This window comes from Nocardia brasiliensis ATCC 700358 (assembly GCF_000250675.2).
GTDB classification, from domain to species: Bacteria; Actinomycetota; Actinomycetes; order Mycobacteriales; family Mycobacteriaceae; genus Nocardia; species Nocardia brasiliensis_B.
The window spans coordinates 4,975,807-4,990,230 of the sequence record NC_018681.1; the positions used below are offsets into that span (position 1 = coordinate 4,975,807).

Annotated in this window: 12 protein-coding genes; 8 read left to right on the forward strand and 4 right to left on the reverse strand. The window is 68.7% G+C overall.

Translation table 11 applies throughout. The features are described from left to right. The first annotated feature begins 31 nt into the window (after nt 1-31). The 3 genes from O3I_RS22080 (at nt 32) to O3I_RS22090 (ending at nt 2,399) form a co-directional block, all read left to right on the forward strand. Nucleotides 32-685 (forward strand): HemK2/MTQ2 family protein methyltransferase, encoded by a 654-nt coding sequence (locus O3I_RS22080; RefSeq protein WP_041564147.1) that lies wholly within the window; start codon nt 32-34, stop codon nt 683-685. Beyond that, nucleotides 663-872, forward strand: coding sequence for a CDGSH iron-sulfur domain-containing protein (locus O3I_RS22085; protein ID WP_081594069.1), 210 nt, complete (start codon nt 663-665; stop codon nt 870-872). The genes O3I_RS22080 and O3I_RS22085 overlap by 23 nt, the downstream gene beginning before the upstream one ends. Before the next feature lie 78 nt (nt 873-950). Further along, nucleotides 951-2,399: an FAD-dependent oxidoreductase gene (locus O3I_RS22090; protein WP_014985197.1), complete on the forward strand. Its 1,449-nt coding sequence runs from the start codon at nt 951-953 to the stop codon at nt 2,397-2,399. 17 nt (nt 2,400-2,416) lie between these two features. Here the strand turns inward: O3I_RS22090 and O3I_RS22095 are convergent, their stop codons facing one another. Beyond that, nucleotides 2,417-2,626 carry a hypothetical protein gene (locus O3I_RS22095; RefSeq protein ID WP_014985198.1) on the reverse strand — a complete coding sequence of 70 codons (210 nt, stop codon included), beginning with the start codon at nt 2,624-2,626 and terminating at the stop codon, nt 2,417-2,419. A 226-nt stretch (nt 2,627-2,852) separates the two neighbouring features. Here O3I_RS22095 and O3I_RS22100 point away from each other — a divergent pair, with 226 nt between their 5' ends. Beyond that, complete coding sequence (locus O3I_RS22100; protein ID WP_014985199.1) at nt 2,853-5,024, forward strand: catalase; 2,172 nt, start codon at nt 2,853-2,855, stop codon at nt 5,022-5,024. Between the two features lie 6 nt (nt 5,025-5,030). On the opposite strand, the gene O3I_RS22105 is transcribed toward O3I_RS22100, so the two are convergent. Both O3I_RS22105 and ligA read right to left on the reverse strand, forming a co-directional pair. Further along, the gene (locus O3I_RS22105) at nt 5,031-6,302 is read right to left on the reverse strand and encodes a cytochrome P450 family protein (RefSeq protein ID WP_051066998.1); all 1,272 of its coding nucleotides are present in this window, start codon (nt 6,300-6,302) and stop codon (nt 5,031-5,033) included. A gap of 193 nt (nt 6,303-6,495) precedes the next feature. Further along, nucleotides 6,496-8,487, reverse strand: coding sequence for an NAD-dependent DNA ligase LigA (ligA, locus tag O3I_RS22110; protein ID WP_014985201.1), 1,992 nt, complete (start codon nt 8,485-8,487; stop codon nt 6,496-6,498). Nucleotides 8,488-8,672: 185 nt separating this feature from the next. On the opposite strand from ligA, the gene O3I_RS22115 reads away from it, so the two are divergent. The 3 genes from O3I_RS22115 to O3I_RS42825 all read left to right on the forward strand — a co-directional run bounded on the left by O3I_RS22115 (nt 8,673) and on the right by O3I_RS42825 (nt 11,240). Next, nucleotides 8,673-10,226 (forward strand): acyl-CoA carboxylase subunit beta, encoded by a 1,554-nt coding sequence (locus O3I_RS22115; protein ID WP_148282701.1) that lies wholly within the window; start codon nt 8,673-8,675, stop codon nt 10,224-10,226. 125 nt (nt 10,227-10,351) lie between these two features. Further along, the gene (locus O3I_RS22120; protein ID WP_081594070.1) at nt 10,352-10,801 is read left to right on the forward strand and encodes a DUF4189 domain-containing protein; all 450 of its coding nucleotides are present in this window, start codon (nt 10,352-10,354) and stop codon (nt 10,799-10,801) included. A 4-nt stretch (nt 10,802-10,805) separates the two neighbouring features. Beyond that, the gene (locus tag O3I_RS42825) at nt 10,806-11,240 is read left to right on the forward strand and encodes a DUF4189 domain-containing protein (protein ID WP_014985204.1); all 435 of its coding nucleotides are present in this window, start codon (nt 10,806-10,808) and stop codon (nt 11,238-11,240) included. 13 nt (nt 11,241-11,253) lie between these two features. Here the strand turns inward: O3I_RS42825 and O3I_RS42830 are convergent, their stop codons facing one another. Further along, entirely contained in the window at nt 11,254-12,642 is a 1,389-nt protein-coding gene (locus O3I_RS42830) for a serine/threonine-protein kinase (RefSeq protein WP_014985205.1), read from the reverse strand. A 396-nt stretch (nt 12,643-13,038) separates the two neighbouring features. Here O3I_RS42830 and O3I_RS22135 point away from each other — a divergent pair, with 396 nt between their 5' ends. Continuing rightward, complete coding sequence (locus tag O3I_RS22135; RefSeq protein WP_014985206.1) at nt 13,039-14,391, forward strand: NAD(P)/FAD-dependent oxidoreductase; 1,353 nt, start codon at nt 13,039-13,041, stop codon at nt 14,389-14,391. Nucleotides 14,392-14,424: the final 33 nt, after the last annotated feature.

The window sequence follows — 14,424 nt, forward strand, 5'->3', positions numbered from 1 at the left end:
CTCGCCGACGAGCGGGCATCGCGTACAGGTGATGTTGATACGCACGCCCGGTGTCTACCGGCCACAGACCGATACCTGGCTCCTCGCCACCGCGCTGGCCGATGCCGCGCTGCCACCGGGGGGCCGGGTGGTGGATGTCTGTAGCGGCACCGGCGCGCTGGCGGTCCGCGCGGGCCTGGCCGGCGCGGCCGCGGTCACCGCGATCGATATCTCCCGCGCGGCGAGCATGTCCACCTGGCTCAATTGCCGGCTGCACGGCATCGACGTCGAGATCCTGCGCGGCGATTTCGAAACCGCCTTGGCGAACCGGGAATTCGATCTGCTGCTGGCCAATCCCCCGTATGTCCCGGCCCCGTGCGAGCGGCCGGTCCGCGGCCGGGCGCGGGCCTGGAATGCGGGGGCGGACGGGCGTTCGTTCCTCGACCGGCTCTGCGCCCGCACCCCGGACCTGCTCGCCCCGGACGGCACCGCGTTGATCGTGCACTCGACGGTCGCCGACCCGGACCTGACCATCACCCAGCTGCGCCACGGCGGCTTGAAGGCGGCCGTTGTCGCCCGCGCGACGATCCCGTTCGGACCGGTGATGCATCGATGCACCGGACACCTCGTCGAACAGGGCATGATCCAGCCGGGACAGCAGGACGAGGAATTGGTGGTGATCCGTGCCGACAAGACCCGAAAGTGACCGGCGGCGAATAACTTTCACCGACGACGGCCCGGCGTTGATCGAGGGCCCGGTCGAGATCGTCACGACCGACGGCACCCGCATCGAATGCGATCGCTTCCAGGTCGCACTGTGCCTGTGCAAACGCTCGAAGAACTACCCCCTCTGCGATACCAGCCACCGCAAACGGTCGCGCGGCAGTTCATGAACGCCGGTCCGCGGGCGGGCGTTTCGACGGGCGGGGCCCGGGCAATCGGCCGACGTGACCTCCTTATGGCTAGACAACGTGCCCGTCAGGACGTATTCGACGTTCGAACCGGGACGGTGGTTCGATCATGTGGTGGTCGGTGGCGGTCTCACCGGCGTGAGCACCGCACTACTGCTGGCTCGCGGCGGTGACTCGGTCGCCCTGCTGGAGGCCCGCACCCTCGGTGCGGCCGCGACCGGCAACACCACGGCCAAACTGAGTCTGCTCCAGGGCACCCACCTCTCCAGCATCGCGAAGAAGCATGCCGCCGACACGCTGTGCGCCTACGTCGAGGCCAATCGACAGGGCCAGCGCTGGCTGTTGGATTTCTGCGCCGGCCGCGGCATCGCCACCCAGCATGCGCCCGCCTTCACCTATGCGAGCACCCGCGCGAGCACCGCGCAGATCGAAGCGGAGCTCGCGGCTTGTCGCACAGCGGGACTCGACGCGCACTGGGCCGAGGAACTGGATCTGCCGTTCCCCACCTACGGCGCGGTCCGTGTGGACGACCAAGCCCAATTCGATCCGATGGCGGTGCTGCACGGATTGGCCGACGAGGCCGAGCGGCAGGGCGCGGTGATCGTGGAGAACACCCGGGTGCTGACTGTCAGCGGCGACACCGTTCGTACCGAGCACGGCGAGATTCACGCCGGCACAATCGTTCTCGCAACCGGTACACCGATCCTGGACCGCGGTGGGTTCTTCGCCCGGCTGGAACCGAATCGGTCCTACGCGTTGGCGTTCCGGGTGCCGGAGCCGATTCCGCACGGCATGTATCTGTCCGCGGACGCACCGACCCGTTCGCTGCGCTATGCGCCGCGGCCCGAGGGCGAACTGCTGCTGGTCGGCGGCAACGGACACGTGGTCGGGCGGGAGCACCGGACCCGGGCGCAACTCGACGATCTCCTCGAATGGACGCGAACCTACTGGCCCGCAGCGGAATTGACGCACAGCTGGTCGGCACAGGACTACTCGCCGATAGACGGACTGCCCTACGTAGGCCCCCTGGTGCCGGGCAACGAGCACATCCTCGTGGCCACCGGTTACTCGAAGTGGGGCATGACCAACGGCGTCGCCGCCGCGCTGGCGATCGCCGGCCGGGCGTGCGGCAGGCCACCTGAATGGGCGCGGACCCTCGAAGCGTGGCGGCCGCGGGAACTCACCGGACTGACCACGGCGTTCAAGACCAACGGCGGCGTCGGCCTGGCCATGGCGAGCGGCTGGGCCCGCGCGGAGTTGCACGGCGACGGCGACATACCCGCCGAAGGTCACGGCCAGGTGCGCCGCGCAGGTCTGCGGCCGGTGGGCACCTGCACGGTGGACGGCAAGACCACCGCGGTCTCGGCGATCTGCCCGCATCTGTACGGCGTCGTGCAGTGGAACGACGCTGAAAAGTCTTGGGACTGCCCGCTGCACGGCTCCCGATTCGCCCCGGACGGAACCGTGCTCGAAGGACCCGCGACCCATCCGCTGGCCCCGAGCGAGTGATGCCGCGCGGGCACGTCTCACGCCGCGTCGGCGATCCGGCGCAGCTCCTCCTCGGTGCACAGCACCGTGACCGTGGCCGCCAGCACCGCCGATACGTTGACGCCCGCCGCGCGGGCGCCCGCGACCGCGCGCTTCAGCTCGTGCAGGCTCGTCGGAGTTCGGTCGGTGTCGTACCCGATGATCGCCGCCTGCAGGGCGATCACCGCGGTGGAATGGCACTGGCTCATGTCGTCGTGTCCTGGGTGGTGTCGATGTCCGCCGTGCGGTCTCGGCCCCGAGATCACGTGCGGGGATGCGGAATCGAGCCGATTCCGGTCATGACACCAGGTTAGCGCCGACGACCGGCAACGCCGCGCGATCTTCCCCACCGCAACGAGACTGTTTGCTTACTGAGCAGCCGGGCATAGCGGTCGCGAGAGTTCCTCACTGTCCGACCGTAGGAGGTGTCCACGAATGCCCGGTTCCACCCGACGTTCGAAGCCGAAACCGCAGCCTGTCGCCCCGGGCGCGCCGGCCAGTGCCGCACCCACGGTGGCCGAACCCACCCAGCCCCGCGAACCGCTCCCGCCGAAACCCGACCAGGCGGCGCCCCGGCCCAGCACGCCTACCGGCGCGGCGGTCGATGAGCCTGTCCGCGCCGCAGGCCAGCAGGGCGCCTTCCTGACCACCGCGCAGGGCGCCCGGCTCACCGATACGGACCACTCCCTGAAGGCGGGTCCCCGCGGACCGGTGCTTCTGCAAGACCACCATCTGCGCGAAAAGATCACCCACTTCGACCACGAGCGGATACCGGAACGGGTCGTACACGCCAGGGGCGCGGCCGCGCACGGCGTGTTCACCGCCAACGGCGCCGCGGCCAAGATCTGCTGTGCGTCGGTTTTCGAAAAGGACAAGCAGACAACGGTTTTCGTGCGCTTCTCGACCGTGCTCGGTTCGCGCGGGTCGGCCGACACGGTGCGCGACACCCGCGGATTCGCCACCAAGTTCTACACCGACGAGGGCGTATTCGACCTGGTCGGCAACAACATCCCGGTGTTCTTCATCCAGGACGGGATCAAATTCCCCGACATCATCCACGCGGGCAAACCGCATCCGGACCGGGAGATCCCGCAGGCGCAGAGCGCCCACGACACCTTCTGGGACTTCGTCACCCTGCACACCGAGGCCACCGCGCACACCCTGTGGAACATGTCCGACCGCGGCATCCCGCGCTCGTACCGGATGATGGAGGGCTTCGGCGTCCACACGTTCCGGCTCATCAACGCGCGCGGCAAGACGGTGCTGGTGAAGTTCCACTGGAAGCCCGCGCTCGGCGTGCATTCGCTGCTCTGGGAGGAAGCGCAGATCGCCGCCGGCGTCGATCCGGACATGCACCGGCGCGATCTCGCCGACGCCATCGAGTCCGGCGCCTACCCCCGCTGGGATCTCGGGGTGCAGGTCTTTCCGGACACCGAAGAACAGACCTTCGAAGGCATCGACCTGCTCGACCCCACCAAGCTGGTGCCCGAAGAGCTGGCGCCGGTGCAGATCATCGGCACGATGACGCTCGACGCCAACCCGACCAACTATTTCGCGCAGACCGAGCAGGTCGCGTTCCACCCCGGCCACCTCGTGCGCGGCATCGACCACACCGACGACCCGCTGCTCCAGGGTCGCCTGTTCTCCTATCTGGACACCCAGATCTCCCGCCTCGGCGGCCCCAATTTCGCTCAGCTGCCGATCAATCGGCCGCATGTCGGCACGAACGATCTGTTCCGCGACGGAATGCACCAGACCGCAATACATTCCGGGGTCGCGCCGTACCGGCCCAACAGTCTCGACGGCGGCTGCCCGTTCCTCGCCGGGAACAAAGACGCCGCTTTGATCGAATATCCCGAAGCCGTTGCGGGAAAGAAGGTTCGGGAGGCATCCCGGAGCTTCGACGATCACTTCAGTTCGGCCCGGCTCTTCTACGCCAGCCTCACCCCGATCGAACAGGCGCATGTCGCCAAGGCCTACACCTTCGAACTCGGCAAATGCTATGAGAAGGCGATCAAACAGCGCGCCGTGACGGTCCTGCGCCAGATCGACGAGCAGCTGGCCGCGACGGTCGCGCAGGGGCTCGGCCTGCCACTGGACGGCAAACCGAGCAAGAAGGTCAAAGTGACTGTGTCGCCCGCACTCTCACAACTCGGCGGCAAGTGGCCGACCGATGGACGGATCATCGGCGTCTTCGCCGACGACACGACCGACCCGGCGAAGCTCGCCCGCACGGTCGCCGCGATCGCGGACCAGTCGATGACGCCCTTGGTCATCGCAGCGCACGGTGGCGAACTCGGCAAGGGCGCACGGCAGGTACCCATCTCGCGCACCTTGGACACCGCACGGTCCATCGAATTCGACGCCCTGCTCATCGCGGGCACCGCCGCGGATCCGCGATTGCCGCTGCTGCTGCAAGAAGCACACCGCCACCTGAAGGCCATCGCCTACACCTCGGCGGGCGCCGACGCGATCCGCTCGGCCGGTATCGCCGAGGATTCTGCCGGTGTGACGGCGGCGGACACCATCGGCTCGGCCTTCGACGCGCTCACCGCACTGTTGCCGGAGCACCGGGTGTGGGCGCGAGCCGATGAGTTCCCGCAGTGAACCCGCTCACTTCGATTGTGTGACAACGCTATCCGAGCCGACGAACCGGCTCGCCGCCGAGCCGAGGGCGACCGGTAACCGCGCGTGCCCGTTGGAGATGAAGCTACCGACCGGCGCCAATTCGCTCGGCTCGACGGCGAGGCGCAAACCCGGGAAGCGGGCGAACAGCGCGGGCAAGGCCACCTGCGCCTCCAGCCTGGCCAGCGGCGCACCGAGACAGTGGTGCACACCGTGCCCGAAGGCGAGATGCCGATCTCTGGTGGCACGGTGCACGTCGAACTCGTCGGCCGTCGGCCCGTGCACCTTCGGGTCGCGGCCGATCGCGGCGTAAGAGGCCAGAATCGCCTCGCCCTGCGCGATCCGAGTGCCCTCGATGTCGAGATCCTCGACCGCGTAGCGCAGCAGCAGATGTGCGAGGGGAGCTTGATAACGCAAGGTCTCCTCCACCACATCGGCCCAGCTCGCCCGCTCGTCGAGCACGTCGGCGAGTTGCCACGGCCGGGTCAGCAGCGCGAAGATCGCCTGGTCGAGCAGATTCACGGTGGTCTCGTGCCCCGCGGTGATGATCAGCATGAGCGTGTCGACGAGTTCTTTTTCGCTCAGCCGGGTGCCTGCCTCGTCGTAGGTGGTGATCAGCACGGTGGTGACGTCGTCGCCGGGCTGCACTCGGCGATAGGCGACGAGTTCACCGACCAGCCCGGACATTTCGAGGTAGCCGGCGACCGGATCCTCGCGCGGACCCGAGGTGTCGAAGAACCGGTCCACACAGGCGTGCAGCGGAGCTGTCAAATGCTCTGGGACACCGATCAATTCGCTGATCACCCGAATCGGCACCGGATAGGCGAAGTGCTGCCGCAGATCGACCACGTCCCCGGCCGGGAGCGCCGCGAGGTCGTCCAGCCGCGCGGCGACGATCGCTTCGATCCGGGGCCGCATCAGCGTCGTCCGGCGGTGCGTGAACGCCGCGGACACCAGCTTGCGCAGTCGCCGATGCTCAGCCCCATAGGCGGTGAACATGTTGTCCACGGCGACCCACGAGCGCAGCGGCCAATCGGCGGGAATCTCGCCCCTGCCGAACGCGGCCCAGTGCTGCCGCGGGTCCTTCGACACTCGGGCATCGGTGAGCAGGCCGCGCATCACCGAAGCGTCGGTCACCGACCAGACCGGAACGCCACCGGGTAGCACGACGCGGGTGACGGGCCCGTGGCGGCGGATCCGTGCCGATTCCCCTTGGATGTCGGCACCGGTGACGTCCAGCACGATGGGGTCGAGTTCCATCACGTTCTCCTCGGGCTCACTCGCCGGCGACCACGATCCGCCGACCCGCTCGACCCGGAACGATGTCGAATCTCGTTGTTCCACAACGCGGTCGAGCTACCTCGCAGCCTATGAACCCGAGCATCCGAATGCTTGAACCCCGACGCCGACCGTATGGAACATTCGCGCCCGGCGACCAGCGCCGGGTGCGGCGTCAGACGATCTTGGCGTCGATCAGCAGGGTCCAGATCTTCCCCTGATCGACCACCTCGACCCCTAGCTTCTCCGCCTTGGTCAGCTTGCTGTCGCCGACGCCGGCTCCGGTGATGAGCAGGTCCGTGTTCGCCGAGACCGAGGAGGCCGCCGCCGCGCCCGCCTGTTCGCACAGGCGTTGGAACGTCGGCCGGGCGACCTTCTCACCGGAGCGCGGGTCGCTGATCGCGCCGGTGATCACCACGGTCTTGCCCGCCAGCGGCGCGCCCGCCGCGATCACCGGCGGCAGGTCCTCGGCGCGCACGTCCAGGGAGACGCCCGCCGCGCGCAGCCGCTCCAGTTCGGGCCGCAGCCGGGTGAGGTGCGCGACCAGGGACGCGGCGACCTTCGGCCCGATGTCCTCCACCGCGACGAGACGTTCCTCGCCCGCGTCGGCCACCTCTTCCAGCGAACCGAATCCCGCCCGCGCCAACCGGGCGGCGGTGCCGTCGGAGGCCATCGGGATCGCCAGCCCGATCAGCGCGCGGCGCAGGCCGACCTGCCTGCTGGTCTCGATCGAATCGATCATGCGCTGGGCCGAGACCTCGCCGACGCGATCGAACTCGAGCAGCCGCTCCTTGGTGAGGGTGTAGAAATCCGACGGATTCTCCAGAATGCCCGCCTCGGCGAGGCGTTCGATCCACACCTGCCCGATCGCGTCGATGTCGGCGGCCGCGCGCGAGGCCCAGTGGATCAGCCTGCGCACCGTCTGCGCCGGACAGGAAACGTTGGTGCAGAACAACTCTCGACTGTTGCCTTGCTCGGTCACCGGTTGCCCACAGGACGGGCAGCTGGTGGGCGGCACGATCTCGAGCTCCTCGCCCGTGCGGGCCGCGGCGTCGAGCACGCCCGCGACGAACGGGATCACATCGCCCGCGCGCCGCACCAGCACGGTGTCGCCGACCTTGATGTCGCGGGCCCGGATCACCTCCTGATTGGCCAGCGTGGCCTTGGTGACCGTGGTGCCGCCGACGAACACCGGCTCCAGCCACGCCACCGGGACGATCTTGCCCGTCTTGCCGACGTCCCAGATCACCTCGCGCAGCACCGTGGTCTTCTCCTCCGCGGCGAACTTGAACGCCAGCGCGCCGCGCGGCGAGTTGGACCGGGTGCCGGCCGCGGCGTAGGCCTCGCGATCGGCCAGTCGCAGCACCGCGCCGTCGAGGTCGTAGTCCAGTTCGTTGCGGCCCTGCTCGATCGCGGTGATCGCGGCCTGCGCCTGCTCAGCGTCGGCGCACAGGCGCATCTGCGCACCGGCGACACCCAGTGCGCGCAGGCCCTCCCCCAGGTCGTCGGCGGCGCCGCCGTCGGAGGTGTCCAGATCGAATCCGAAGAATTGCAAGCGTCGTTCGGCGACGGTGGCCGGGTCCTTGGCCCGCAGCGTGCCCGCCGCCGCGTTGCGCGGATTGATCAGCGGCTTGTCCGGATGAGCCGTGTTGTAGGCGAGGAAGGTCGAGCGCAGCATCACCGCCTCGCCACGCACCTCCACCCGCCCGGGCACCTCGATCCGCTCGGGCACGCCGTCGACCAACGCACGCACCAGCATCGTCACATCGTCACCGGTGGTGCCGTCGCCCCGGGTCACGGCCCGCTGCAGACGCCCGTCGGTGTAGACCAGCGACAGGGACAGCCCGTCGAGCTTCGGCATCACCACCACCGCTTGGCCGGGAAACCGGTTGAAGAACGCCGCCACCTGTTCGGGCTTGGTCGCCTTCTCCAGCGAGAGCATCGGCCGCGCATGCCGGATCGGGGCGTGCAGCACCGCGGGCGCGCCGACCTGCTCCAGCGGGTTCGGATCGGGAGCCAGGTCGGGGTGCGCCTCGATCAGCGCCCGCAATTCGTCCTCGATCGCGTCGTAGTCGGCATCCGCGACCAGCGGCGCACCTTGGTAATAGGCGTCGCGCAGCGCCACGATGCGGTCCGCGAGCTCTTGGATACGTTCCCCAGTTTCCACAGCACCAGACGCTACCCATAACCACCGACAACACCGCGTTCCCACTGTTCGCGAGGCCATAGGAATCGGGCCGCGACTGTGACCTGTCCCGCATATGGGGGCCGATGGTCCGTGCGGGTGTCCACACCGCTTAACGTCGCGTCTGCACGACAGCACGACAGTTGGTGAGGAAGGTGGCGGCGAGCGTGGTGGATACCCAGGCGAAGCTGGATGAGTTGGTCAAGATCCTGGCGATCGCTGCGGAGCCGGCGGGTGAGGCCGGTATCGCCAAGCGGGAGAAGAAGAGTATTCCCAGCGTTCGGCAGCGGGTGCACATGCTGCTCGACCCCGGAACGTTCATCGAAACCAGCGCCTTGGCTCGGCAACCCGATCAGAAGGACGCGCTCTACGGCGACGGACTGGTCACCGGGCGGGGGCTGATCGGCGGCCGTCCGGTGGTGGTGATCGCGCACGATCAGACCGTCTACGGCGGCTCGGTCGGCATCACCTCCGCGCGAAAGTTCATGCGGGCGTTGCAGTTCGCGTTCGACAACGCCTGCCCCGTGGTGACCATCAACGACTCCGGCGGCGCGCGGATCCAGGACGCGGTGGGCTCGATCGCCTCGTTCGGCGACATCTCCCGGGTGCTGGAGAAACTGTCCGGCTACGTCCCGCAGGTCTCGATCATTCTCGGCAAGTGCGCGGCAGGCTCGGTGTACGGGCCGATCAACACCGACGTGCTGATCGGCACCCGGGATTCGTACATGTTCGTCACCGGCCCGGAGGTGATCAAAGCCGTCAACGGCGAGGACATCACCGCCGAGGCGCTCGGTGGCGCGAAGGTGCAGGCCGAACGCGGCACCCTGCATCACGTGACCGAAACCGAGGAGCAGGCCTACGAGTGGGCCCGGCAGTACCTGAGCTACATGCCGACGAGCTGCCTCGAACAGCCGCTGATCGTGAATCCCGGCCTGGAGCCGGAGATCACCGCCAGCGACCGGGAACTCGACACGATCATCCCCGACTCCGACCGGACCGGGTACGACATGCACGAGATCCTGCTGCGGATCTTCGACGACGGCGAATTCCACGAGATCCGTGCGACATTCGCGCCGAACCTGATCACCGGCTTCGCCCGGGTCGACGGCGTGCCGGTCGGCGTGATCGCCAATCAGCCTCTGGTACTGGGTGGTTCGATCGATGCCGCCTGCTCGGACAAGTCGACCTACTTCATCCGGCTCTGCGACGCGTTCAACATTCCGCTGGTGTTCGTCGTCGACACCCCCGGCGTGCTGCCCGGCCTCGAGCAGGAGGCCAACGGCGTGATCATCCGGGGCGGGCGGGTCCCGCGCGCGATCATCGAGGCCACCGTGCCGATCATCAATCTCGTGGTGCGCAAGTCCTACGGCGGGGCCTACGGCATGATGGCGGCCCGGCAGGTGGGCGCCGACATCAGCTTCGCCTGGCCGACGGCCCGGATCGCGGTGATCGGCGCGGAGAGCGCGGTCGATCTCATCGGCAAACGGCAACTGGCGGCGGTGCCGGAGGAACAGCGGGCCGCCGCGCGCGAATTCATGGTCAACCACTACAACGAGACGATCGCGACCCCGTGGATCGCCGCCGAGCGCGGGTACATCGATGCCGTCATCGAACCTTCCCGCACCCGTCTGGAGATCCGGCACGCGCTGCGTCTCCTGCGCGAAAAGCCCACGGTCAAGCCGGAATTCAATCCACGTAAACACGCCGTGTATCCGATGTGACACCGGTCGAATCGCAGGCTCCGGTCCGGAGCCTGCGATTCGAGGCACACACTCGGGCTGGACAGTCGGCGCGATTACCGGAATGATCGCCCGGTACTTGATGTCCGACCTCGGGGGTTGTTTGCATGTCTTCGATACGAAAATCCGCGCTGGCCATGGTGATTCCGCTGGCGGGCGCGATCGCCGGTGCCGCGGCCGGGCCCGCGCACGCGGCCGGGAATCTCTACGGTGCGATCGCCGTGGGCAACCATCAGGTCGGCTACGTCACCGACTATCCGACCCAGGCGGCCGCGGACCAGGCCGCCAAGGACGCCTGTGGTGTCTCGTACTGCACCGTCAAATTGCAGATCAAGGACAGTTGCGGCGCTGCGGCCCAATTCGATTCGCGCGGCCTGTGGGGGCCACTGACCATGTTCTACTACGGCACGGGCGCCACGGCCGCCGACGCCGAGCGCATGGCCCTCGCGCAGGTGCCGCACACTCCGTTCGGCACCATGATGGGTCTCGCCCTGGGTAGTTCGATGCACCTGGACCCGTTCATCCGGGCCACCGTCTGTACGTCGAACGCGGGATGAGGAAATGACGGTCTCGAGTAAATTCGCCGCGGTCATGGCCGTGTCCGCGGTCGCATGGGCCATCCTCGGCAGCGGTGTGGGAACCGCCACCGCGGCCGGAGATCTGTACGGCGCCATCGCCGTCGCGTCCATGAAAGTCGGTGAGGCCACCGACTATCCGACCCAATACGAGGCGGACCAGGCGGCGCTGGCGGCCTGCGGTGACGGGGTGTGCCACATCGTCGCCCGGATCCACAACGAATGCGGCGCGGTCGCCGAAGTCGACGGGCGCACCCCGCTCGGCACGTCGCCCATGTATTTCGCGGGCACGGGCCGCACCGCGGCCGAGGCGGAGGGCAACGCGCTGCGGCTCGCCGGCCCGAACGTCGGTACGCCGCTGCTGGAAATCGTGAAACCCGCCTTCATCCTCGACACCATCTGCACGTCGAACGCGGGCTAGGGCTGACCCGAGTTCACCCGGGCCACTGGTGAACTCGGGTCTGCGGCACCACCGGCGGCGCCTGTTGTTGCTGCGACTGCGGTCGCTGCTGGACCGGCGGCGCCGGCTGTGCGGGTGACAGGGTGTCGCCGGGCGGCGCGACGTCGTCCGGCGAGGGGACATCCGCGGGCAACGGTACCGATGTCCCAGCGACGGTAGCCGGCGCGAGCGTCGTGGTCGGCGCGGGCGGGCTCGACGTAGTCTGTTGCCGCACAACAGAGGTCGCCGTCCCCCGGCCAGGCGCGGCGTCGTCGCCGCGCACCGTGAACACCGTCCCGGCGACCACGCCCACCCCGGTCACCAGTACCCCGGCGCCCACCGCGACCCGCCGCCGCTTCCCCGAACCTCCCGCCCTCAGCCAGGATTTCGCGCCTCCGGGCGTCGCGGAACGTGCCCGCTCCGGCCGCTGAACCGCCGCCGCTCGATCGGCCCCATGCCGAACAACCGCCACCACCTCACCGCCCGGCGCGGGTACCGCCCGCGCAGAACCATTGGCAGCAGTCGGTGCCGAACGCGCCGCATCATCGCTGAGGGTGAGAGCTCGAGCGGTCGCTTCGGCGAGCGCGGTACAGCTGTCGTAGCGGTCCCGAGGTGACTTCGCCATGGCCGTGGCGATGACGGCGTCGAGGGCCGCGGGGAGTTCGGGGCGGCGCTCGCGCGGGGCGGGCGGTGGGGCGGCCAGGTGCGCGCCGATCACGGCCGCCTGGTCCTTGCGCGGGAACGGATGCTGTCCGGTCAACAGCTGAAAGAGGGTGCAGCCCAACGAATACACGTCGGCACGGTGGTCGGCGATCGCGTCGCTGAACCGTTCCGGTGCCGCGTACGCGAAGGTGGCGGCGATACCGGACAACGTCACCGTGTCGTCGAGCGTGCGCGCGATCCCGAAATCGGTGAGCACCGCGCGTTCCCCGTGCCGGGCATCGTTCTCGACGAGCAGGTTGGCCGGCTTCACGTCGCGGTGCAGGACCCCTTGCGCGTGCGCGTAGTCCAGCGCGTGCGCGGCGTCGGTGAGCAACCGCACCACCCGCTCCGGCGCGAGCCCGTCCGGCTGACCGCTGAGCAATCCCGCCGCGTCGCCGCCGTCGATGTAGCGCATCGCCAGCCACAGCGCAGGGTCGTCCGCGGCACTGCGGTCGTAGACGGAGACGATGTTGGGGTGCTCCAGCCCGGCGGCCAGGCGCGCCTCACGATCGAAGGCCGAGCGCGTCCTCCGGTCGGCGTGGAAACTCTCGGTGAGCACCTTCAGCGCCACCCGCCGCGGCATCCGCGGGTGCCGCGCCAGGTACACGGTGCCCATTCCGCCCGCACCGAGCACCCGCTCGATGGTGAACCCGGCGAACCGAGTCCCCGGCTGCAAAATCACGACTTTCCTCCCCGGACACCTGACGGACCGGACACCCGAATCCGTGCCGCGACCCCGGAGAGAATCTAGCCCACGCCATGCCGCAGCGAGGGCCGGTGCCCGTCGCACGCGATAGACCCCGACGACCGGCCCGGCCCATCCCCCACTTCGCCCGAACGCCTCCGGCACCCGGCCGCATCAGTGGCACCCGCGCCACTCGCCGGGTTGTTCCGGCCGATCGGATGACTCATTCAGCCGCTCGGCCCGGCACCGAACCCGTTGTCCCGCAATACCGTTGCCTCTGACCAGTTGGTCTCGTGCGGCCGCCCCTCGCCGCACCGGAACCCGGCGTCGCCGAGACGCCCTTATCGACAGGCTGCTGGCCGCCGAGACGAACGGAAACGGAAACCAGCTCGAATGAGCAGTGCGACAACAACAATCGACAACACCGACCGCGCCGTGGTGATCGGTGCCAGTGTCGCCGGACTGGCCGCCGCGCAAGCACTTTCGGACACCTTCGCGGAGGTCACCGTCGTCGAACGGGATGTGCTCCCGGCCGGTGCCGGGCACCGGCGGGCCGTGCCACAGGGCAAGCACGTCCATTCCCTGCTCGCCGGGGGCGCGGTCGCCCTGGAGAACCTGTTTCCCGGCTTCGGCGACGATATGGTGCGCGCCGGCGCCGTTCCGTTCTGGTCCGGTATCGACTGGTACCTCGACGGTCACCGCATCCAGGCCCCGCCGCAACGTGGCCGCGGTGTGGTGTCGAGCCGTTCCCTGCTCGAATCGATACTGCGCGACCGGGTTGCCGCCCTGCCGAACGTCACGTTCGTCGACAACTGTGCCGTGCTGAATCCGGTCGCGACGACGAACCGACGCCGCGTGACCGGCGTGCTGCTGGCATCGCAAGCGCGCGGCGACGCGCCCACCGTGCTGCCCGCCGATCTCGTGGTGGACGCGAGCGGCCGGGGCGGCCGCTCGGCCATTTGGTTGGCAGAGCTGGGCTTCCAGCCGCCGCGGGAATCCCGCATGACCGTCGACACGACCTATGTGACGCGCTCGTACCGACGCGAGCCACACCACTTGGACGGACGGCCAGGCACCATCGTCAGCCCGTTTCCCGGATCACCGTGCGGCGTGTTCCTGCTCGCCCAGGAGAACGACGAGTTCATCTTCACCATCGGCGGCCTCTTCGGCGCACAACCACCGATGGACGACGACACCCTCCTGACGTTCGCGCAGTCGCTGCCCACCGGCGATTTCGCGGACTTCCTGCGCACCGCGACGCGGATCAGTGATCCGGTCAAGATGCGCTACCCGACCAGCGTCCGCCGCCACTACGAAGAACTCGACGAGTTCCCGGCCGGATATCTGGTCCTCGGCGACGCGGTGTGCAGCTTCAATCCGGTGCACGGGCACGGCATGTCGATCGCCGCCATGTCGGCCGTGATCCTGCGCGAGCTACTCGAAGCGGGTCCGAACGATGTGGCACAGCAGTTCTTTCGAGCGATCGCCGACCCGGTCGAGGCCACTTGGACGTTCGCGACCAGGATGGATTCGCGGTTCCCGGCGTCGGGTGTCGCACCTACCCTCGAGAGCAGATTGCTCGACCGCTATGTCGCACGCACGGCCCGGGCGGCCGCGACCGACGACCTGGTTGCGGCGGCCGTCGTCAGCGTGCTCCAACTGACCGCGAGCCCGGACACACTCCTCGCTCCCGCGCTGTTGGGACGGGTGTTGCGGCATAGGAGCGATGCCGCCAACGCAGGTTGAATCACTCTGCGCTCCTTCAGGATCCGCCTCCGC